Origin of the sequence: Azospirillum soli (genome assembly GCF_017876165.1) — a bacterium.
Taxonomy (GTDB): domain Bacteria; phylum Pseudomonadota; class Alphaproteobacteria; order Azospirillales; family Azospirillaceae; genus Azospirillum; species Azospirillum soli.
In genome coordinates this window covers 1-21,327 of record NZ_JAGINQ010000014.1, presented here as the reverse complement: position 1 = coordinate 21,327, position 21,327 = coordinate 1, and the positions used below count along the sequence as shown (strand labels likewise).

General features: G+C 67.4%; 16 protein-coding genes. 10 read left to right on the top strand and 6 right to left on the bottom strand.

Features of this window, described 5'->3' with window-relative positions; translation table 11 throughout:
- Positions 1-22: 22 nt before the first annotated feature.
- Entirely contained in the window at positions 23-2,188 is a 2,166-nt protein-coding gene (locus J2852_RS20445; protein ID WP_209878986.1) for a tetratricopeptide repeat protein, read from the bottom strand.
- A 115-nt stretch (positions 2,189-2,303) separates the two neighbouring features.
- Between J2852_RS20445 and J2852_RS20440 the strand changes: the two genes are divergently transcribed.
- Positions 2,304-2,552 carry a hypothetical protein gene (locus J2852_RS20440; protein ID WP_209878984.1) on the top strand — a complete coding sequence of 83 codons (249 nt, stop codon included), beginning with the start codon at positions 2,304-2,306 and terminating at the stop codon, positions 2,550-2,552.
- Position 2,553: 1 nt separating this feature from the next.
- Here J2852_RS20440 and J2852_RS20435 read toward each other — a convergent pair whose 3' ends face one another.
- The gene (locus tag J2852_RS20435) at positions 2,554-3,567 is read right to left on the bottom strand and encodes a DUF2125 domain-containing protein (protein ID WP_209878982.1); all 1,014 of its coding nucleotides are present in this window, start codon (positions 3,565-3,567) and stop codon (positions 2,554-2,556) included.
- Between the two features lie 147 nt (positions 3,568-3,714).
- Here J2852_RS20435 and J2852_RS20430 point away from each other — a divergent pair, with 147 nt between their 5' ends.
- From J2852_RS20430 to J2852_RS20410, 5 genes are all read left to right on the top strand, one after another.
- Positions 3,715-4,377, top strand: coding sequence for a gamma-glutamylcyclotransferase (locus J2852_RS20430; RefSeq protein WP_209878980.1), 663 nt, complete (start codon positions 3,715-3,717; stop codon positions 4,375-4,377).
- 43 nt (positions 4,378-4,420) lie between these two features.
- A complete protein-coding gene (locus tag J2852_RS20425; protein ID WP_209878978.1) occupies positions 4,421-6,358 on the top strand; it encodes a M1 family metallopeptidase in 1,938 nt (645 codons plus the stop codon).
- Between the two features lie 81 nt (positions 6,359-6,439).
- Positions 6,440-7,081, top strand: a complete 642-nt coding sequence (locus tag J2852_RS20420; RefSeq protein WP_209878976.1) for an SH3 domain-containing protein — start codon at positions 6,440-6,442, stop codon at positions 7,079-7,081.
- Positions 7,082-7,222: 141 nt separating this feature from the next.
- Positions 7,223-8,368: a hydrogenase formation protein HypD gene (gene hypD, locus J2852_RS20415; RefSeq protein WP_209878973.1), complete on the top strand. Its 1,146-nt coding sequence runs from the start codon at positions 7,223-7,225 to the stop codon at positions 8,366-8,368.
- On the top strand, positions 8,368-10,044 hold the full coding sequence (locus J2852_RS20410) for a hydrogenase maturation protein (RefSeq protein ID WP_209878971.1): 1,677 nt from the start codon (positions 8,368-8,370) through the stop codon (positions 10,042-10,044). Before hypD ends, J2852_RS20410 begins: the two co-directional genes overlap by 1 nt.
- Positions 10,045-10,081: 37 nt before the next feature.
- On the opposite strand, the gene J2852_RS20405 is transcribed toward J2852_RS20410, so the two are convergent.
- The 3 genes from J2852_RS20405 to J2852_RS20395 all read right to left on the bottom strand — a co-directional run bounded on the left by J2852_RS20405 (position 10,082) and on the right by J2852_RS20395 (position 11,661).
- Positions 10,082-11,002 carry a hypothetical protein gene (locus J2852_RS20405; RefSeq protein WP_209878969.1) on the bottom strand — a complete coding sequence of 307 codons (921 nt, stop codon included), beginning with the start codon at positions 11,000-11,002 and terminating at the stop codon, positions 10,082-10,084.
- Between the two features lie 159 nt (positions 11,003-11,161).
- On the bottom strand, positions 11,162-11,392 hold the full coding sequence (locus J2852_RS20400) for a hypothetical protein (protein WP_209878967.1): 231 nt from the start codon (positions 11,390-11,392) through the stop codon (positions 11,162-11,164).
- Between the two features lie 107 nt (positions 11,393-11,499).
- On the bottom strand, positions 11,500-11,661 hold the full coding sequence (locus J2852_RS20395; RefSeq protein WP_209878965.1) for a hypothetical protein: 162 nt from the start codon (positions 11,659-11,661) through the stop codon (positions 11,500-11,502).
- 199 nt (positions 11,662-11,860) lie between these two features.
- Here J2852_RS20395 and J2852_RS20390 point away from each other — a divergent pair, with 199 nt between their 5' ends.
- Positions 11,861-13,243, top strand: a complete 1,383-nt coding sequence (locus J2852_RS20390; protein ID WP_209878963.1) for a dicarboxylate/amino acid:cation symporter — start codon at positions 11,861-11,863, stop codon at positions 13,241-13,243.
- 123 nt (positions 13,244-13,366) lie between these two features.
- The gene (locus tag J2852_RS20385; RefSeq protein WP_209878961.1) at positions 13,367-14,467 is read left to right on the top strand and encodes a TRAP transporter substrate-binding protein; all 1,101 of its coding nucleotides are present in this window, start codon (positions 13,367-13,369) and stop codon (positions 14,465-14,467) included.
- A 50-nt stretch (positions 14,468-14,517) separates the two neighbouring features.
- Here J2852_RS20385 and J2852_RS20380 read toward each other — a convergent pair whose 3' ends face one another.
- Positions 14,518-16,494: a sensor histidine kinase gene (locus J2852_RS20380; RefSeq protein WP_209878959.1), complete on the bottom strand. Its 1,977-nt coding sequence runs from the start codon at positions 16,492-16,494 to the stop codon at positions 14,518-14,520.
- Positions 16,495-16,711: 217 nt separating this feature from the next.
- Between J2852_RS20380 and J2852_RS20375 the strand changes: the two genes are divergently transcribed.
- Both J2852_RS20375 and J2852_RS20370 read left to right on the top strand, forming a co-directional pair.
- Entirely contained in the window at positions 16,712-17,428 is a 717-nt protein-coding gene (locus J2852_RS20375) for a response regulator transcription factor (protein WP_209878957.1), read from the top strand.
- A gap of 441 nt (positions 17,429-17,869) precedes the next feature.
- Positions 17,870-20,932, top strand: coding sequence for a SwmB domain-containing protein (locus J2852_RS20370; protein ID WP_209878955.1), 3,063 nt, complete (start codon positions 17,870-17,872; stop codon positions 20,930-20,932).
- The last annotated feature ends 395 nt before the right edge of the window (positions 20,933-21,327 follow it).

Genomic DNA, 21,327 nt, shown 5'->3' with positions numbered 1-21,327 from the left:
CTTGCCCCAGTCCGCGTCCCCGTCAGCCGCGATGCCAGTCCAGCAGCTCCCGCCCGTAGGCGAGCAGGCGGTCCACCGACTGGTGGCGGGTGTCGATGGTGGCGTAGCGACGCCGCGCCGCCTCGGACTCCTCGTTGCGGAAGTCACCGTCATGACACAGGCGCTTGGCCCGTTCGATGAAGGCGTCCCAACCGTCCACGGCCCGCTCGGTCCCGACCACGGCGGCCACGTCGCCCTGGTTCAGCGTGACGACCGGCACCCCATCGGCCAGCGCGTAGGCGGCGCTTCCCCCGCCGCCCTGCCGCGGCGGGTTCAGGTAGGCGCCGGCCAGCCGGTAGAGCGACCGGATTTCGGCCACGAAGCCCAGCGGGCGCAGCCGTCCGGCGTGCCGCGCGGTGGCGAGCCGGCTGGGCAGCGTCCGCACCGGGCCGGCAAAGGCCACCACCGCGCGCGGGCAGAGGTCGAGCAGCGCGTCGAGCCGGTCCACGAAGCTCTGGTCCACCTCCTGGTCCAGGCGCCCGCCGACCACCACGAACAGGAAACCGTCGTCCGGCAGGCCGAAGGCGGCGCGGCTGGCGGCGGCGTTCTGCGCCGGGGCGGAGAAGCCGAAGCGGAAGGGGCGGAACTGGGCGGCGTAAGGGGCGCGGTATTCCTCCGGCAGGCCGGCGGTGGGGTCGCCATCATCGTAGCCCAGCACGATGTCGGCCAGCGAGACGGTCAGGCCGCTGGTGGTCGGCAGGCAGATGGTCGGCCGCACCCCGGCGAACAGGTCGGCGGCGATCACCGAACCGCCGAAGGACACCACCAGATCGGGGTCGAACCCCTCGATGGTCTCGACGAGGCCACGGATCTTGTCCTCCGACAGGCTGCGCTCCACCGACGACCAGACCGGTACCGTGTGGCCGTCCTGGGTGATCGGCGTGTGCCCGACCAGCGTGTCCGACACCGCCGCCGCGAAGGGCGGCACGAAGGCGTTGAAGGGCACGCTGGGCATCAGGTTGCCGTTGACCAGCAGCACCGCGCAGCCGAAGGCTTCCTGAAGCAGCCGCGCGTAGTCGAAGGCGTCGCGCGAGGGTTGGTGCATCGGCATCAGGAACTGGTTGGTGACAATGACGACGCGCTGCGGGGCTGGGCGTTGGGCCTTGAAGGGCCTCAGCCGGACGCCGAGGCGGCGGCGCACCTCGCCGACGATCCAGCGGTAGAAGCGCGGCAGGTCGTGGGCGTTGAAGGCCGCCGCGCGGGTCGGCAGGGCGCGGCCGAGGAACATCTGCCGGGTGATGCACCAGTAGGTGTAGTGCGCCACGTCGAGCGGCAGCCGGTCGCCGCCGTTCATCAGCAGGTGCAGCAGGCGCTCGTAATAATAAAGGTCGCCGCTGAGGTGGAAGAGGATCGAGTTCTCAAGGATGAAGTCCTCGGTCAGCCGGTCCGCCGTCAGGGCGTCCAGCACCGCCGGGGAGACGGCCTTGCCGCCCTGGAGCAGCGTGTCGCATAGGGCGCCGATGCGCTCCAGCCGCTCGATGCCGCCGCTCTCTCGGCACAGCGCGCGGAGGTCGCGCAGGGCGACGTCCAGGTAGGCCGGCATCCGGCCGGCGGGCGAGGGTTTGGGGGAGGGCGCGGGCTGTGCGGTGGGGGCGACGGTTGTGCCGGCGAGCCGCTGCTTGGCCTCTGCGTGGTTGGGATCGTGCTCCAGGCAGCGGGCGAAGGCGTCCAGGGCCTCCGGGGTACGGTCCTGCGCCTCCAGCGCGAGGCCCAGCCCGTACCAGGCGGGGGCCAGGCCTTGGTTGCGCGCCAGCGCGCGGTTGAAGGCGTCTGCCGCCTCGGCCGGCTTCCCCTGGGCGATCAGGACCACACCCAGATTTTGATAGGCGTCCACGAAGTTGGGGTCGAGTTCCACCGCGCGGGCGTAGCTGGTGGCGGCCCGGTCGAGTGCGCCGGTAGCCCGCAGCGCCTCGCCCAGATTGCTGTGCGCGGCCGGGTTGCGGTCGTCCAGCGCGATGGCCCGGCCGATCACGTCGATGGCGGTGAACGGGTCGCCGGTCTGGTAGGCGATCACGCCGATCAGGTGGATGGCGTCGGCGCAGCGCTGGTCGGCGGCCAGGGCTTGGCGGTAGAGCGCCAGCGCGCTTTGCAGATCCCCCGCCTGATGCGCGGCCAAACCCTGGTTGAGAAGCGAAGCGGTGTCGGCCATGGGCGGGGGCTCTTCGGGACAGGGAAAAGGATCGTGCGCCGGCACTATGCCATATGTCCGGTCGGTTTCCGTGCGCACGTTGCGCTACAACGGATCCGGTGTGAGGGAGAGGGGCATGGACCGCTTCGAACAGGCGCTGATTCCGCTGCTGGCCGCTGCCCTGCTGGGCCAGATGCTGAGCACCGCGCCGGTGCGGTGGGAGGCGATCACGTTGGCCTTCGCACCGCCCGATCCCGCCGCCGTCGTCATTCCGCCGCCCGATCCGGCGCCTGATCTGTCCCCCGATCCATTGATGGCGCCGGCCCCCCGGCGGGTCGCGGCCATGGAGTTGGACCCCTACAACTGCTTCTGCGGCGCGAACTGAACTACCACACGACCGGCGGCAGGGCGGCGACCTTCAGCGGTCCCAGAAACAGCGCGCGGTTCTGCACGGTCACCGGGGCGGTGATGACCGGTTCCCCGCCGGGTTCGGCCGGGCGGGCGAGCATGGTCAGCACGGTGCGGGCCAGCGCCACCTCTTTGGGCCGAAGCTGGTCCTGCACGGCGTCCAGCACGGCCTGGGCGCCGCGCACCTCGGCGGTCAGGGCGGCCTGCGGCTGAAGCGCCCCGTCCAGCGCCAGTGTGCCGTTCATCGCCAGCTTCAGCGGTCCCCAATCGAGCGACAGGTTGTCCAACTGCACCGTGCCGCCCTCGCGGCTCCAGGCCGATAGGCTGGCCGGCTCCGGCCGGGGCGGCCGGCCCAGGATGCGGGCGGAGACCAGCGCCCGCTCCACCTTGCGGCCGAGCGAGCCGGGCGCGTCCTCCGGCAGATCGACCCCGGCGGCGACCACCGAGACGGACAGGCCGGTGTCGGTGTGGGCGGCCGGCGGCTCGGCCGGCTGGGTGGCGGTGATGTCCAGGGCCGCGACGGGCACCGGCTGGATGTCCGGCTGCGCGATCAGGTCGCTGAAGCCCAGCCACAGTTCGGTCGGCTGGCCAGCCAGCGTCAGCGACACGTTGCCTTGGCCGCCGCCTTTGGCCAGCAGGTCCAGCGGCGGCTGGCCGGCCTGCACTACGGACAGGCGCTGCTCGCCGGGCAGGGTCAGCGCGATGCGCGTGTGGTTCCAGGGCGGCGCCTGGGCGACCAGCCGCGCGCCGCGCCACTCCACCCCGCGCGTGGCGAGGTGCGGGGCCTCCAGCGTCGCGCGCAACGTCATGGGGAAGCCCGACATGGTCAGCCCCCGGTGCTCGACCAGCGCGCCCTCGGCCCGCCGCTCCTCCATCCAGGCGAGCACGCCGCGCTCCACGGCCGAGGCGGCTTGCCACCACCAGACCGAATAGGCGGCGGCCGCGACGACCGGGACCAGGGCGGCGAGACCGAGAAGCTTGCGAACGCGCATCTGTGGCATTTCCGTTTTATGACCCCCACATTATAGCGGGCGGTCGGGGGACCGTGCTAGTTTTGAACCCGTTGTTTGACCCCCCTCATTCGACCTTGTCGGCGCCGGTTCGCGCCAACTGCGTTTCTTTGGGACATGCGGCGGGACATGCTGCTCGATACGCAATCGCTTGTCGCCGAACGTCCGGTCGCCGCGCCAACGCGCGCACCGGCAAACACATCCTGGTCCGCCTCTGTTTGGTCTGGCGACATCACCGTCACGCCCGGCGCCGAGCTGTGGGTCTTCGCCTACGGTTCGCTGATGTGGAACCCCGGTTTTCCGTTTCTGGAAAGCCGTTCGGCGCTCATCAACGGCTATCATCGGCGCTTCTGCGTTTCCTCCCACCGCTATCGCGGCACGCCGGAACGGCCGGGTCTGGTGCTTGGCCTCGACCGGGGCGGCTCCTGCCGGGGTATCGTCTTCCGGGTGGCGCCCGACCATGTGCCCGCGACCCTGGATTACCTGTGGGAGCGGGAGATGATCAACCGCGTCTACCGGCCGAAGCTGCTGCCCGTGCGCCTGCGCGATGGCGGCGTGCGCGATGGTGACCGGACGGTGACCGCCTGCACCTTCGTGGTGGACCGCCGCCACGGCCAGTATTGCGGCTGCCTGGACGAGGCCACCATGGCGCGGCGCATCGCCGGCTGCTGCGGCGAGCGCGGCCCGAACGTCGAATACCTCGCCAACACCGTCGCGCATCTGGAGGAACTGGGCATCCGCGACGAGCAGCTGTTCCGCCTGTACGCCGCCGTGATGGCGGCGGTCGGGTAAGGCGGCGCTGGCGCCGTCTGGCCGGCGCCCCATATGGAAGGGCATGCTGCCCCGCCTCATCGCCGTCCTGGCCTTCGTCCTTGCCGCCGGTCCAGCCCTCGCCGCCGGCCTCCATCACGACCTCGACGTCACGCTCGACCCGGCCGCGAGGCGGCTGGAGGCGGTGGACCGTCTGCGGCTGCCGCCGGGGGCGCACACGCTGCGCCTTGCCCAAGGGCTGACCGTCAGCGAGGCGAGCGCCGCCGGCCGTCCCCTGGCCGTGGACCGCCGGGGCGACAGCCTGCGCCTGACCGTGCCGGAGGGGGCCGACACCGTCCTGTTGCGCTACGCCGGCACCCTGCCGCCCTTCGACAAGGACGCGCGCGGCCATCCCATGGCGGGGGAGGAGGGCGCCTACCTGCCCGGCGGCACCGGCTGGCTGCCCTCGAACGGTGACGAGCCGCCGACCTGGACCCTGTCCGTCCGCGTCCCGGCCCCGTTCACGGCGGTCGCCACCGGCCGTCTCGTCAGCGAGGCCCGCGAGGGCGATGGTTACCGAGCCACCTTCGCCGAGGACCGCAGCGTCGAGGAACCCTCCCTCTTCGCCGGGGCGTGGGAGGTGACGGAGCGCATGCACGGAACTCTTCGCCTGCGCGCCTACCTTCATCCCGAACAGGCCGCGCTCGCCGACGACTATCTGGACCTGACCGCCCGCACCATCGACGGGCAGTCCGAACGCATCGGCCCCTATCCCTTCGCCGGTTTCGCCATCGTCTCGGCGCCGCTGCCCGTGGGGCTCGGCTTTCCGGGGCTGACCTACATCGGCCGCCAAGTGCTGCCGCTGCCCTTCATCCGCGCGCAGTCGCTCCCCCACGAGATCCTGCACAACTGGTGGGGCAACGGCGTGCGGGTGGGCGAGGGCGGCAACTGGGCGGAGGGGCTGACCACCTTCATGGCCGACTACGCCGCCGCCGAGGCGCGCGGGCCCGAGGCGGCGCGCGCCATGCGGTTGGACTGGCTGCGCGATTACGCAGCCTTGCCGGCCGAGCGCGACTCCGTGCTGTCCGCCTTCCGCGCCAAGACGCACGACGCCTCGCAGATCGTCGGCTACGGCAAGGCGGCGATGCTGTTCCACATGCTGCGCGCGGAGGTCGGGGAGGGTGCCTTCCGCGACGGTATCCGCCGCTTCTGGGACGGCAACAAATTCCGCGACGCCTCCTGGACCGACCTGCGCCGCGCCATGGAGGCAGCGTCCGGCCGCGATCTCGCCCCCGTCTTCGCGCAATGGCTGGACCGGCCGGGGGCGCCCGCGCTGCACCTGACCGAGGCGCACGCTGACGGCAACGCCGTCACCGTCTCCCTGCGCCAGGGCTCCCCGACCTACGCGCTGACCGTCCCGCTGGTGGTCGAAACCGCCGCCGGCCCCGAACGGCATAGCGTCCGCCTCGACGGGCGGGAGGCCACGGCCACCGTCAGGACCGCCGCCGCGCCGAAGTCCGTCACGGTGGACCCCGCCTTCGACCTGTTCCGCCGTCTGGCCCCCGGCGAGGCGCCGCCGACGCTGCGCGACGTAACGCTCGACCACGCCGCCAACTTCGTGATCGCCGCCGATGGCGATGCGGCGGAGCCCGCGCGCGCGCTGGCCGGGCGGCTGGCCGACGGCAAGGCCCGCATCGTCGCCCCCGACCGCGTTGGCTCGGCCGGTCCGCTCGCCCTGATCGGCACGACGGAGGGGGTGGAGCGCCTGCTCGGCGTCTTCCGCCTTCCCCCCACCCCCGAAAGCCTCGCCAAGCGCGGTTCCGCCCGCGTCTGGGCCTTCCGCACGCCGCAAAGGCGCGCCGTGCTCGCGGTGGCTGCCGACGACGCAGCTTCGCTGCAGGCCCTGCTGCGCCCGCTGCCCCACTACGGCCGCCAGAGCTGGCTGGTGTTCGAGGGCGCCAAGGCCGCCGACCGGGGCGTCTGGCCGGCGGGGGAAAGCCCGCTGCGTGTGTCTTTCGAATAAGTACGAAGGGATCATCCGCCCGCCTTCGCCTGTTGAAGGGGAAAGATCGCGCCGTGCGCGCGTTTTGCGGGAGGGCAAGCTATGACACGGACAGTGAAGGCCACTCTGGCCGGTTTGGGCGTGCTGGGCATGGCGGCGGCGTTCGCGCTGCCGGCGGCGGCTTCGCCGGGCGACATCCACACGGTGACGGGCGAGAAGGTCAACCTGCGCGCCGCCCCGTCGGACGACGCCTCGATCCGCTCCACCGTCACGCGCGGCGACGAGGTGATCGAGCTGAAGCAGGAAGGCAACTGGATCGGCGTGCGGTCGCTCCGTACCGGCGAGGAAGGCTGGGTCTTCTCCGAACTCGTCAAGCGGCGCACCCCCAGCACGCTCAGCGGCGGCTCGGCCGGTGTGTCGGACGCCGGGTTCGGGCGCATCTCCTCGGGCTTCGACGGCCTTCTGGGCAACATCAACAACCAACTCGGCTACCGCTTCGCCGAACGGGTTGAGCAGACCAGCAACGGCGGCCTGCGCGTCATCCCGACCCAGGAATGGCTCTACAACACCAGCCGTGAGGCCAAGATGTACGCGGCTCTGGCGCTGTACCAGATGTGGAAGAACCACAACAACGGCCGTCCGGTGAACGTTGCCCTGGGCACGCCGGGCTCCGCCGCCATCGGCATCGAGGATACCGGGCGCGGCCCGGAATGGACCCTGCCCCTGATCGGCTCCTCGCGCTGAGCTATCAAAGCCCTCCCCCGCCGGCCGGTGGGGGAGGGTTGGGTGGGGGCCTATCGCAGCGGCTTTTCTTGATCCGCATCAACGCCCGGCCCATGCTGTTGCAGCCAAATGCCGCGACAGGAAGGCTGACGGGCAGGCCCCATGAAATACGTCGATGAATTCCGGGACGCGGAGCTTGCCCGCGGACTAGCCGCCGCCATAGCGCGGGAGGCGGCAACCAGCCGTTCCTACCACCTGATGGAATTCTGCGGCGGGCACACCCACGCCATCTCGCGCTACGGCATCCCCGATCTGCTGCCGGCCAACGTGCGCATGATCCACGGGCCGGGCTGCCCGGTCTGCGTGCTCCCGGTCGGGCGCATCGACGACGCGATCTCCATCGCCCGCCAGCCGGGCGTGATCCTCTGCACCTACGGCGACGTGCTGCGCGTCCCCGGCTCCGGCCGCCTCAGCCTGTTGAAGGCCAAGGCGCAGGGCGCCGACGTGCGCATGGTCCTGTCCACCATGGACGCCCTGCGCATCGCCGAGGAAAACCCCGGCCGGGAGGTGGTCTTCTTCGCCATCGGCTTCGAGACGACGACTCCGCCGACCGCGCTCGCCATCCGCGCCGCGCAGGCCAAGAATCTCAAGAATTTTACGATCTTCTGCAACCACGTCCTGACCCCGTCGGCCATCGCCAACATCCTGGAAAGCCCGGAGGTGCGGGAACTGGGCACGGTGCCGCTCGACGGCTTCGTCGGCCCCGCGCATGTCTCCGTGGTCATCGGCAGCCGTCCCTACGAATACTTCGCCGAGGAGTACCAGAAGCCCGTCGTCGTCGCGGGGTTTGAGCCGCTGGACGTGCTCCAGGCCATCCTGATGCTGGTCCGCCAGATCAACGAGGGCCGGGCGGAGGTGGAGAACCAGTTCACCCGCGCCGTGACCCGCGAGGGCAATCGCAAGGCCCAAATGCTGGTCGCCGACGTGTTCGAGATGCGCCGCTCCTTCGAATGGCGGGGCCTCGGCGTCGTGCCCTACAGCGGCCTGCGCATCAAGGATGCCTACGCGGAGTTCGACGCCGAACGCCGCTTTGCCGTCCCCGGCCGCTCCGTCCCCGACCACAAGGGGTGCGAGTGCGGAGCGATCCTACGCGGCGTCAAGAAGCCCAGCGACTGCAAGCTGTTCGCCACCGTCTGCACGCCGGAAAACCCCATGGGCTCCTGCATGGTGTCGGCGGAGGGCGGCTGCGCCGCGCACTACACCTACGGGCGCTTCCGCGACCACCAGACGACAGTTGGGGCCGCCTGATGCGCATCCTGATCCTCTGCCACGCCTTCAACAGCCTCGCCCAGCGCCTCTACGTCGAACTGGCTGAGCGCGGGCACACCCTCTCCCTCGAATTCGACATCAACGATTCGGTGACGCGCGAGGCGGTCGGGCTGTTCGGCCCGGACCTCGTGCTCGCCCCCTTCCTGAAGCGCGCGATCCCCGAGGATGTCTGGCGCCGCGTGCCCTGCCTCGTCGTCCACCCCGGCCCGCTCGGCGACCGCGGGCCGTCGGCGCTCGACTGGGTGGTGCTGGAGGGTGCGAAACGCTGGGGCGTCACCTTGCTCCACGCCAACGCGGAGATGGACGCGGGCGACGTCTGGCGCTCGGTCCCCTTCGAGACGCGCGACGCGGCCAAGGCCAGCCTCTACCGTCATGAGGTGACCGAGGCGGCCGTCGAAGCCGTCCTCGACGCTCTGGAACGGCTGAAGGCCGGCGGCAAACCCACGCCCTTCGACCCCGCCGACCCGGCCGCCTTCGGACGCCCGCGCCCGCCCATGACCCAGGCCGACCGCGCCATCGACTGGTCTGCCGACGAGACTGCCACCGTCCTGCGCAAGATCCGCAGCGGCGACGGTGTGCCGGGCGTGCGCGACCGCATCGGCGGCCTGGACGTGAACCTGTTCGACGCCCACCCGGAAGCGACTCTGCGCGGCGCTCCCGGCGCCCTTATCGCCCGTTGCGAGGGCGCCGTATGCCGGGCCACCGTGGACGGCGCCGTCTGGATCGGCCACCTGAAGGCTCGCGACGCCGAAACGTCCCTGAAACTCCCCGCCACCCAGGTCCTGGGCGAGGCCGCCGCCGCGCTGCCCGAAGCCCCCGGCTACCGCGACCTGTGGTACGAGGAGGAGGACGGGGTGGGCTGGCTGCACTTCCCTTTCTACAACGGCGCCATGAGCGCCCGTCAGTGCGAACGGCTGCTCGCCGCCTATCATGCCGCTTGCCGCCGCGACGTGCGCGTCATCGTCCTGGCCGGCGGCGAGGATTTCTGGAGCAACGGCATACACTTGAACGTCATCGAGGCGGCGCACAGCCCCGCCGACGAATCCTGGCGAACCATCAACGCCATCGACGATCTGGCCCGCGCCATCCTGACCACCGGCGATAAGCTGACCGTCGCCGCCCTGTCCGGCAACGCCGGGGCCGGTGGCGTCTTCCTGGCGCTGGCCGCCGACCGGGTGTGGGCGCGCAGCGGTGTCGTGCTGAACCCGCACTACAAGGGGATGGGGAACCTCTACGGCTCCGAATACTGGACCTACGTTCTGCCCCGTCGCGCCGGGGAGGAGCACGCCCGCGCCGTGACCGAGGCCCGCCTGCCCATGGGCACGGCGCAGGCGCACCGTCTCGGCCTCGTGGACGAGGCGTTCGGCCGGCGCGTCGCCGACTTCCGCGCCGGGGTGCGGGACCGCGCCCGCGCGTTGGCCGCCGACCCGGCGCTGGCGCTTCTTTTGGAGGAAAAGCGCCAGCGCCGCGCTGCCGACGAAGCGGCAAAGCCGCTGGACTCCTACCGGGCCGAGGAGTTGGAGCGCATGCGCCTGAACTTCTACGGCTTCGACCCCAGCTACCACGTCGCCCGCTACAACTTCGTGCTCAAGGTGCCGAAGTCGCGGACGCCGCTGTATCTGGCGCGGCACCGGCGGGTGGCAAAAGTCACCTGAGCGGATGGCTTGCGGCCGCGGACGGCGCGGGGGTATTCTATTCTTTGAAGTTCTTCTTGTACATTTTGCTTGCCTGTTTTTTATTTCCAGCGTGCCTGTCTGTTGCGGCGAAAAACTCGATCAAAAGGTCGTTGCCTACGCTCGTTATGCTTCCTTTCGGGCTCTCGGTGTTGTCTATGGCACCGTTGCTGGCTTGACTTTGCGAAATTGTTGCTTTGATGACATAATAATTTCCCTCCTTCTTGACCCCCGGCTTCCCCGTTGATTTTGATTCAACGAGGCCCTTCTTCATTATGTCTATGTAGAATTGACGTTTTTCGTCGTCCCCGCTGAATGTGTTTTCATTCAGGCATCCATAAAGATCTTTTTTCTCGACAGTGCTGATGTAATAACAAACTTTACCATTTATTCTTTTTGCTCCCTCGGGCAGTGGCCTCTCCCACGGCCTGATCTCTTGCCTTATGGTTATGAAGTCGTTTGTCACATCAATTCCTTCGGCGATTTTATTCGCTATGGTGCCCAGCTCGATCTGGAGCTCCTTCTTTCTTTCATTGGACAGGGATGAATTTTTTGCAACTTCTTCAGAAAGAGTCTTTTTCAGGCTGAACAGGTCGTTCTGCGCATCGGTGATCATGGGCTGGATCACGGACGAGCGGTCCATCGGGGTGCCGGGAACGCCGGGGCGGGGGCTAACGTGCTGGGGCCTTATCGCCTTCGGTTGAGCCACCGGTGAACCGTACCGCGTCGGTGGCGGGGTTGCTCCAGGCCGCGCAATGGGAGCGGCCTTCGGCTGGACAGCCGGGGTGCCGTATCGGGTCGGCGGCGCGGGCACGGTCGGTCGGGCCGGTGTGGCGGGTTTCAACTGGGCTGTGGGCGTTCCGAACTTTGTCGGGGGAGGCACGTTTCCCACTCCGGCAGGCGTTGCAACGTGTGGAGCGGGAACGGTCTTCTTCGTCATTGCTGCCTTCCGAATCTTGCGGTTCGGCCGGCCTTTTCGCTCGCCTGGAGAAAGGGCGGCGACGGCGTCCGCCGGTCCGTGCTGCGGAGAAGACTAGAACAACCTCTGAGGGCTGTGAAGTCGTGGCGAAGCCGGACCGGCGTTTTGCCTTGGGCGCCGCTATTCCGCAGTGGCGACCTTCTGACCCGCGACCTTCTTGGACAGGCGCCGCAGGTCCAGCGCGGCCTTGTCGGCGATCCGCTGCGCCTCGACCAGCGTGGCGGTCAGGTCGCCGACGTCCGGCGCGATCTCGCCGGCTGCATCGGACAGGTCGTCCAGCGCCTTCGCGGCGGTGTCGATCAGGTTGATGACCAGCCCCGCGGGGCCGTTCGCGTTGTCGTAACCAGCCACCCTACATCCTCCGTTGCCTGAAGCCCGCACGACACCATCGGCAGTGTCCGGCCTGTCCGGAAAAACCGCAAGGCGTTGTTGCGGCGCCGCAGACGCCGGGCGAGGGGCTACCGCTGGAGTAGGCCCGGCAGCAGGCTGCACGCGCTGAGGAACAGCGCTCCCGTCACGAACTTCCAATAAACGACGGACTGGAAATGCTTCACGTCGTCGGCCGTCAACGCCTGCGCGCGCTGCATGGCGGTGACCGCCCGGCTGTTCAGGACCCTCATGGCGCTTCTCCTTCGCTGATCCTGTCCTCGACTTTAGCATCCGGTGGATGATCATAAAGTTAACGGCGCCACACCGCCGAATAACGCTATGACCCGACAATAAAGGATTAGAGAAGCGCGCAAGCCTGCTCTGGATCGGTTGGAGTTTGCAAAGTCCGAAAGCAAAGCCCGAAAGCCGGCGCAGCGAGGGAGGCGCGTCATGCAGGAGCAGGTCCCGACGGCGGCGTCCGTTCCGCAGCATCCCCACAAACCCTTATACAAGCACCTTTATTTTCAGGTCCTGTGCGCGATCGCGCTCGGCATCCTGCTCGGCTACTTTTCCCCGAAGCTGGCCGAGAGCATGAAGCCGCTGGGCGACGGCTTCGTGAAGCTGATCAAGATGATGATCGCCCCCATCATCTTCTGCACGGTGGTGCACGGCATCGCCAGCATGGAGGACATGAAGAAGGTCGGCCGCGTCGGCATCAAGGCCCTGATCTATTTCGAGGTGCTGACCACCGTCGCGCTCGTCATCGGCCTCGTCATCGTGAATCTGTGGAAGCCCGGCGTCGGCATGAACGTCGATCCCGCCACGCTCGACACCAAGGCGATCCAGTCCTACACGGCCCAGGCGGCCGCGCAGGGCGGCGTGGCCGACTATCTCCTGCACATCATCCCGAACACCGTGGTCGGCGCCTTCGCCGAGGGCGATATCCTGCAAGTCCTTCTGTTCGCCGTCCTGTTCGCCTTCGGCCTGCATTTCCTGGGCGAGCGCGGACGACCGCTGCTGCACATCATCGACCTAACCTCCCACGCTCTGTTCAAGGTGGTCGGGATCATCATGCGCGCGGCCCCCATTGGTGCCTTCGGCGCAATGGCCTTCACCATCGGCAAATACGGGCTGGGGACGCTGCTGTCGCTGGGCAAGCTGATGGCCGGCTTCTACGCCACCTGCCTGATCTTCGTCTTCGTGGTGCTGGGGGGCATCGCCTGGATGACCGGCTTCAGCATTTTCCGATTCATCAAGTACATCAAGGAAGAGTTGCTGATCGTTCTCGGCACCTCCTCGTCCGAATCGGTGCTGCCGCGCATGATCGCCAAGATGGAGAATCTCGGCTGCGACAAGTCGGTGGTCGGGCTGGTCATCCCGACCGGCTATTCCTTCAACCTGGACGGCACCTGCATTTACCTGACCATGGCCGCCGTCTTCCTGGCGCAGGCCACCAACACGCCGCTGACCCTCGGGCAGGAACTGGGGATCATCGCCGTCCTGCTGCTGACCTCCAAGGGGGCGGCGGGGGTGACCGGCAGCGGCTTCATCGTGCTGGCCGCCACGCTGGCCTCGGTCGGCACCATCCCGGTGGCGAGCATCGCGCTGATCCTGGGCGTGGACCGCTTCATGTCGGAGGCACGCGCCCTGACCAACCTCGTCGGCAACGGTGTGGCCACCGTCGTCGTGGCGAAGTGGGAAGGCGCCTTGGACGAGGCGCGGATGCGCAGCCACCTGGAGCACGAAACCGAGGAGGAAGCCGAGGTGCCCGAGGAGGTTCTGGTTGGGCAGGAGGCCGCCGGGGTCGCCATGCGCGGCAGGGTGGCGGAATGATCGTTACTGTTGCCCGGCGTTTTTGTCGGGCGTGCCATACGATTATTGCAGGGCTAACGGTTTGTCACCTCCACAACGGCGCTGATACGTTCGTCTCAGAACAATTATGGAGAGGGACGCTTCATGAAACGGCGCTCGTTTTTGACCTCAGTTGGCGTTGGGGCCGGTGTCGGCGTCGCTGCCAGCACGCTTGCCGCCCCCGCCATCGCCCAGACTCAGCCGGAAATCCGCTGGCGCTTGGCCTCCAGCTTTCCGAAGAGCCTCGACACCATCTACGGTGCGGCCGACGTGATCTCCCGGCGCGTTGCCGCCGCGACCGACAACAAGTTTCAGATCCGTCCCTTCGCGGCGGGCGAGATCGTGCCCGGCCTTCAGGTGCTGGACGCCGTCAAGGACGGCACGGTCGAATGCGGCCACACGGCCAGCTACTATTACGTCGGCAAGGACCCGACCTTCACCTTCGACTCGACGGTGCCCTTCGGCCTGAACGCGCGCCAGCAGAACGCCTGGATTCATCAGGGCGGCGGCATGGCCCTGCTGCGCGAGTTCTTCAAGGACTACAACGTTCTCAACTTCCCGGCGGGCAACACCGGTGTCCAGATGGGCGGCTGGTTCCGCAAGGAGATCAAGACGGTCGATGACCTGAAGGGCCTGAAGTTCCGCATCGGCGGCTTCGCCGGCCAGGTGCTCAGCAAGCTCGGCGTCGTGCCGCAGCAGATTGCCGGCGGCGACATCTACCCGTCGCTGGAAAAGGGCACCATCGACGCCGCCGAATGGATTGGCCCGTACGACGACGAGAAGCTCGGCTTCAACAAGGTCGCCAAGTACTACTACTATCCCGGCTGGTGGGAGGGCGGCCTGAACGTCTCGCTGCTCGTCAACCAGCAGCAGTGGGAGCAGCTGCCGAAGCCGTATCAGGCGGTGCTGGAAGCGGCCTGCTTCGAGGCCACGGTCATCATGAACGCCAAGTACGACGCCGAAAACCCGGCGGCGCTGAAGCGTCTGGTCGCCGGCGGCGCCCAGTTGAAGCCGTTCCCGCGCGACGTCATGGAGGCCTGCTACAAGGCCGCCAACGAACTGTACGACGAGACGGCCAAGACCAACGCCAAGTTCGCCAAGATGTACGAGCCGTGGAAGAAGTTCCGCGACGAGGAGAACCTGTGGTTCCGCGTCGGCGAGAATTCCTTCGACAACTTCGTCTTCACCGCCGGCCAGCGGCGCTGATGAAACCGTCGTGGTGCGGCGCTTCGGCGCCGCACCAGACGGCATCATGGTCAGGGGTTCTTGCCCGGCGGCGCGGTTCCGGGAAGGCTCACGGTGAAGACCGTGCCGCCGCCTTCGCGGTCGGCGAAGGACAGGGTGCCCGCGTGGCGGGCGATGATGGAACGGGCCAGATAGAGCCCGAGGCCGGTCCCCGGCACCGACGACACGTTTGAAGCGCGGTAGTAGCGCGAAAACAGCTCCGCGCGATCGCTTTCCGGTATGCCTCGGCCACGGTCGAGGATGCGGACCCGCAAGCCGCCAGTCGCGCCGTCCTTCACACCGCCGTTCAAGCCGGCGATCTCCACGTCGATGGCGCTTTTCGCGGGCGAGTATTTGGCGGCGTTGTCGAGAAGCGCGTTGAACGTCATCCGCAACAGTTCCGGATCGCCCTCGATGGGCGGGAGGGACGCGTCCGCATGGACCCGGATCGCGCGGGAATGAAGCAGCCGCTGGTGGTGCGCCACATCCTCGACCATCGCCAGCGGATCGATGGGTTCCGTTTTCAGCACCAGCCCCTTTTCGTCGAGCCGGTCCTCGGCGAAGCAGGCATCGATCAGGCTCAGCAGCCGCCGGACGTTCGCCCGTATGTTGTCGAGCCGGCGCCGGGCGTCGTCGGTCATCGCGCCGACCAGCAGGGGGAGAACCTGCGCGGCGGTGTCGATCACGGCCAGCGGGGTCTTGAACTCGTGCGCGGCCATCCGGATGAACTGGCGCAGGTGTTGCCGGGCCGCCTGCTCGGCGATCAGGGCCTCCTCGGTTTGGGCGTTCGCCTGGATCAACTGCCGCGTCCGCTGCGCCACCAGCTTGCTCAAACGGAAGCGGAACTGGTCGGCCATCGCCAGGGCGAAGCCCATCAGCAGGGTGGCCAGACCGATCGAGAACAGCTCCTTCACCCACCCGCGCCACGGCAGCAGGTCCGGCGCCCAGCGGTTGAACGCCACGAGGTGGAAGCAGTTCAGCACCAGGAACGGACCCATGGCCAGCAGCAGGGACCGGCGGTCGCGCTTTCCAATTCCGGGCTGGATGAGCATCAGCCAGAGCGAAACCGCCGAGACGGCGAAGAAGCTGGCGGTCAGCCCGGTGAGAAGCCGGTGCGGCAGGAACAGCATCAGGCCGACGTTGATCGCCGTCATGACCATGACGCCACGGCACAGCGTGCGGTGCATGGCCGGGCGGTGGCTGGACAGATCCAGATAGGCGGCGATGAACAAGGGCAGGCAGTGCAGGCCGAGAATGCCGCCCCCTTCCAGGAGCCACCAATCGACGTTGTTTCCCCAGCTGACGCCGTAGACCCGGTTGAGGCCGGACCCGAAGAAGCCGGTGATCAGAATTCCGAGCGCCGCACCGAAGGCGTAGGCGTAAAGCCGGCTGCGCAGGAGCAGCCAATGCGCCCCGAACAGCAGCGCCATGCTGGCGATCGACCCCGCCAGGGGCGCGTGGAGGCGCGTCATTTCGGCTTCATGCCGCAGTTGGGCAAGCGTGGTGCGCAGGACCGGCGCCATCACCAGGGCAAAGCGCGATTGGACGCGCAGGTACAGCGTGACCGGCTGGCCGACGTAGGGCGTCAGCCCGACCGTGTGCTGGATCGCGCCCGCCGGCACCGCTTCCATCGTCAGCCCCCGCGCCGCGTGCGCCAGCACCCGGCCATCGTCGGCCACCAGATAAATGTCGGCGCGGGCAATCAGCAGCGTGTCGATGGCGAGCAGCCAGCGGTCGGCGGTCTTGGCGTCGGTCAGGTCCAGCCGCACCCGGCCCCAGAGGGCGCCCGTGCTCTGCCCGAACGATGCGGGCCCGGCCGACAACCGATGGAACGCGCCGCCGCCGCCCCGTTCCGCCGCGACGGCGTCGAGGGTCAGGGTGCCGCCGGGATCGAACAGCACGTCGATAATGGGCGCGAGCGGCACGACGTCAGCGGGGCCGGGCGCGATGCCGTCGGGGGACGCCTCGGTCTGCGCGAGGGCCGCCGCGGGATGGAAAAGCACCAGCATGGCGGCCACAACCCCAACGAGAACAAAAAACCTCACGCGATCCATCCTCCGGTGCCGGGCGCCACGACGGAAGAGAAGTCAAACGCCCGTGCCGGTCAAGTGACGAGAACAACAAACTTCACGATTGCCTAATATGCTCGTGATATCGCTTTGACTAAATCGGTGCAATGGCTCATATATTGCCGGTTATTCTCGATGATCGCGGCGGGTGGAGGATATGGCGCGAATCGTCATCGTTGAAGATGAAACGGCGCTTCGCGAGGACATCGCGTTGTACTTGCGCTCCGCAGGGCATGACGTGTGCCAGGCGGGGTGTGGGGCGGAGTTTGACGCGCTGCCGATGGAAGGCGTCGATATCGTCGTGCTGGACGTGAACCTGCCCGACGAGAGCGGCTTCGACATCGCCGCCCGCCTGCGGCAATCCTCCAACTTGGGCATCATCATGCTGACCGCCCGCCAGCTGGAGGACGACCGGCTCACCGCGTTGGACGCTGGCGCGGACATCTACCTCTCGAAGCCCGTGAGCCTGCGCGAATTGGCCGCCCACGTCCGCGCGCTCGACCGGCGCCTGACGCGCGAAGCGCCCGTCGCGGAACCGATGGCGGAGGTGCCGGCCTGGATGCTCGATCAGACGGCGTGGCGCCTCAACACGCCGGGCGGTGCCGGCGTGCAACTCTCCAATCTGGAGATGCGTTTTCTCGTTTGCTTGGCCGAGAGTCCGGATGCGCCTGTGGAACGTGACCTCCTGTCCCAGGCCGTTTATGGCACTCCCCTCGACCATGACAGCCGGGCCCTGGATGCGATGGTCCGTCGCCTGAAAATCAAGGTCGAGCGGACGGCCGGAGCGGCGTTGCCGGTGCAGGCGCTCTACGCGTCCGGGTACCGCTTTTCCGCGCCGCTGCGTCTTGTTCCGGCGAAACCCACGAGCGAATAAGCCTCTTTTCTCGCGATGCCGAGGGGTGTTTGGCGGCATGGCGGTGATGGTGGGTGGCTCTCCGCCTCGCCCGGCCATCCAGCGTCACCACGACCGGATCAATGACTCGCGCACGGTCGGGACGCTTCCCTCGACGCATGTCAAAAACGTTTTTTTTCGTTAAAATAATCAGTCAAAGGTTGTATTATAAAATACTGATGGCGACAATGTTAAGTTCTGTGGCGTGACGGATGCCAATTGAATGTGCCTATCCATAAAGCGGTAGAAAAATCATGGCCGTATTCTACGCATTCGCGAAGAGTTACAATGCGTGCCATTTGATTCTTTGACGAAAAAATACGCCCATCAGTAAATGCTTCCAACAAGTACGCATCGGTTGATCCGCCAGCACGCGCCGCTTCGCCGGCCGGCGGCTGACGCGGCCCGTATCCGAAGGAGGCAATGGTGGCTGGTGAATTTTCTTGGTCTCATCCGGTCAATTATAAGTTTAATCCATCCATCAAGCAGACCGCGTATTATCTTGATGGTATCAACAACTATAACATTGCGCTTGTCGCGCAGGGAAATGACCCCGTTTCCATTCGGGTTGACAGCAATCAATTCGAAATTTCTTTCCCTTTCTCCACCAATCCGAGCTGGTATGGCATCACCACTGTAGACAGCACCCCCCTGGGTGCCGACAAGGCGTTCTATTTCAGCTGGTGGGGCCAAAGCGGTGCGGCGACGTTCAGCGGCGGTTCGTCCGGCGATGAGGTGTGGGGTGGAACCGGCAACGACACTCTGTCGGGCGGCGCCGGCATCGATAACCTGATCGGCGCCAATGGCAATGATTCGCTGTCGGGCGACGACGGCGACGATAGCCTCAATGGCGGCGACGGCGACGATACCGTCTTGGGTGGTGCCGGCAATGACCAGCTCTGGGGCGCCCAGGGCAATGATTCGCTGTCGGGCGGCGCCGGTGCCGATACCCTGAATTGCGGCGGCGGTACGGATACGATGACCGGGGGGGACGGCGACGACGCTTTCGTGGCCGATATGTGGTCGTACTTCAACGGCGTCACCATCACCGATTTCAGCGCCGGCGACTCTGTGGTCATTCGCAACGACGACCTTGTGAACACGTTCAACGGCGTGAGCGCGGGTGGCACACTCACGCACAACGGCTCTACGCTGAACCTCACCGGGGTGACGTCCGGTACGTGGAGCGCCTCCCTCAATGGGAACGACACCGTTCTGACCCTGGGGCCTTCCGATACGACTGCCCCCGTGTTCCAGAGCGCGACGGTCAGCGGCAAGACGCTGGTGCTGACCTATGACGAGGCCCTCGACGCCACCTCGATGCCGGCCGGCCTCAGCTTTTCGGTCATGGCGGGCAACACGCCGGTGCCGGTCGCTGGCGTTGCGATCGACGGCCCCGGCAAAACCGTCACCCTGACCTTGGGCACCGCCGTCACGGCCGGTCAAGCCGTCACCGTCGCCTATGACGCGGCCAGCAATCCGCCCACCAGCGTGATCCAGGATTCTGCCGGCAACGATGCGGCGACGCTCAACGCCACGGCGGTGACCAACAACACCCCGACCATCGACATCATGTCGAACTCCGTCAACATACCTTTGCCGTTCAGCGGCTACGTCGGGCAAACCTTCACGGCGACGGGAACCAGGCTGGAGAGCGCGTCGCTCCAGATGCAGCTTCCTCTTCTGCCTATCGCTTCAAGCTATCGCCTCCTTCTCACCGGCGTCAGCAACGTCGGCGGCGAGATCAACCCGACCACGGTGCTGTTCGAAAGCAACACATTCTCGGCGAACCTCAACCATATGGGGCCGGAGCGGTTCAACGTTTCGGTCAACTATGACGGCCTGACGGTCGGATCCCAGTATGCGATCATCCTCGACGGCGTGGTCGAGAACACGCCGCTGGGGAACGTGTTTTTCGATACGCCGGATGTTTACAGCGGCGGCATTGAGATCAGGGGCACTCACACAAACGGCAACACGCGGGAGCAGGATTTCGTGTCCAACTGGACCGAAGTGGCCGGCAGCGATTTCGCCGTCCAGATCACCATGTCCGGAACGGCGCCTCCCCCGCCTCCGTCGACGCCGGACCCGGCGCCCCCGAGCCCGACCACGGTTGATGGCGTTCCGGTGCAGACCGGTTCGGTGACCAACAGCGACGGCACGATCTCGCAGACGATCACGATCCCGGTGGTCACCGCCTCGCGCCCCGAGCAGGTCGGCAACAACACGGTGGCCGACATCCCGCTGGTCACCGGCGGCGGCGCCAGCCTGCTGACCGCCCAGGTGCCGACCGGCTTTGGCCTGACGGTGAGCGGCTCCGGCGCCCCCAAGGCGGCCGGCTCCTCGCTCAGCGACCTGGTCCGCGAGATCCAGACACGCACCACCGCCGGCTCGGCCGACCAGACCCAGCTCACCGGCGGCGGCTCCGGCTTCTTGCAGGGCCTGCCGGCCGACGCGCCCCTGCTGGTCCAGACCATCGTCCCGACCACCGCCCCCGGCGCCACCGCGCCGGGCACGCCGCTGGTCATCACCGGCACCCCGGCCGGCGCCGGGCCGCAGACCGCGCTGGTCATCGACACGCGCAACCTGCCCAGCGGCTCCGAAATCCAGCTGCAGAACGTCGAGTTCGCGGCGGTGATCGGCGCGGCGCGGGTGACCGGCGGCGAGGGCTCGCAGAGCGTCTGGGGCGACGGCGCGGCCCAGTACATCGTGCTGGGGGCGGACGACGACACGCTGCACGGCGGCGGCGGCGACGACTTCGTCGGCTCCAAGACCGGCAACGACGTGCTGTATGGCGACGAGGGCAACGACACCGTCCAGGGCGGCGAGGACTACGACACCCTGTTCGGCAACACGGGTACCGACCTTCTGTTCGGCAACACGGGCACCGACACCCTGTACGGCGGGCGTGACGCCGACACCGTGTACGGCGGGCGCGACAACGACCTGCTGTTCGGCGACCTGGGCGACGACAGCCTGATGGGTGACCTGGGCGACGACACCGTCATGGGCGGTGACCACAACGACCAGGGTTTCGGCGGCGATGGCAACGACCTGCTGGCCGGCAACATGGGGGCCGATCTTCTGTTCGGCAACATGGGCGCCGACACCTTGTACGGTGGGCGTGACGCCGACACCCTCCACGGCGGTCGCGACGACGATCTCTTGTTCGGCGATCTCGGCGACGACGTGCTGTTCGGCGGAAGCGGCAACGATACGTTGAGTGGAGGTGCCGGGGCCGACATCTTCGTGTTCGGCGAACATCACGATGCCGGGCTCGCCAGCGGCCATGACGTAATCATCGACTTCTCGGCGGCGGAAGGCGACCGGATCCGCTTGCGCAGCGGAGCGTCCTATGACCTGCGCGCCAATGCCGCGGGCGACGCGGTGATCGTCTTCTCCAACCAGGACGATCTGACGCTGCAAGGCATCAAACACGCCTCCCTGAACGGGAGCATCCCTGGAACCTGGTTCCTGTTCGGATAGGGGCGTCGGGGCCCGGCTCGCCGAGAGCGTTCGGCGAGCCGGGTTTCCATCCGGTTCAAACCCTCCGGCGCCTCGCGCGGCAAGCCGGCTTATGGGTTTACTCATAAATTGAGATACCCGACTAAGAGTGCCCAACAGAACCATTTCTGGACGAAGCGCCAGCAGATGAGGCTGGCGGCGATGTGGTGGAAGGCGGTGCAGATGTCGGCGCGCCGTTCGTAGCGGACGGCGAGGCGACGGAAGCGGGCGAACTAGTGGGGTGTAGAGCTGAAATGAAGAGTAGAGGCTGCGCATCTTGACGCGCGCGTCGTCAGTGGTGAACTGCCGGTTGAGGTGGGTGCCGGCGGCGGTGCGGGCATTCTCCCAGTATCGGACGTGGCGCTCCAGGGTGGCCT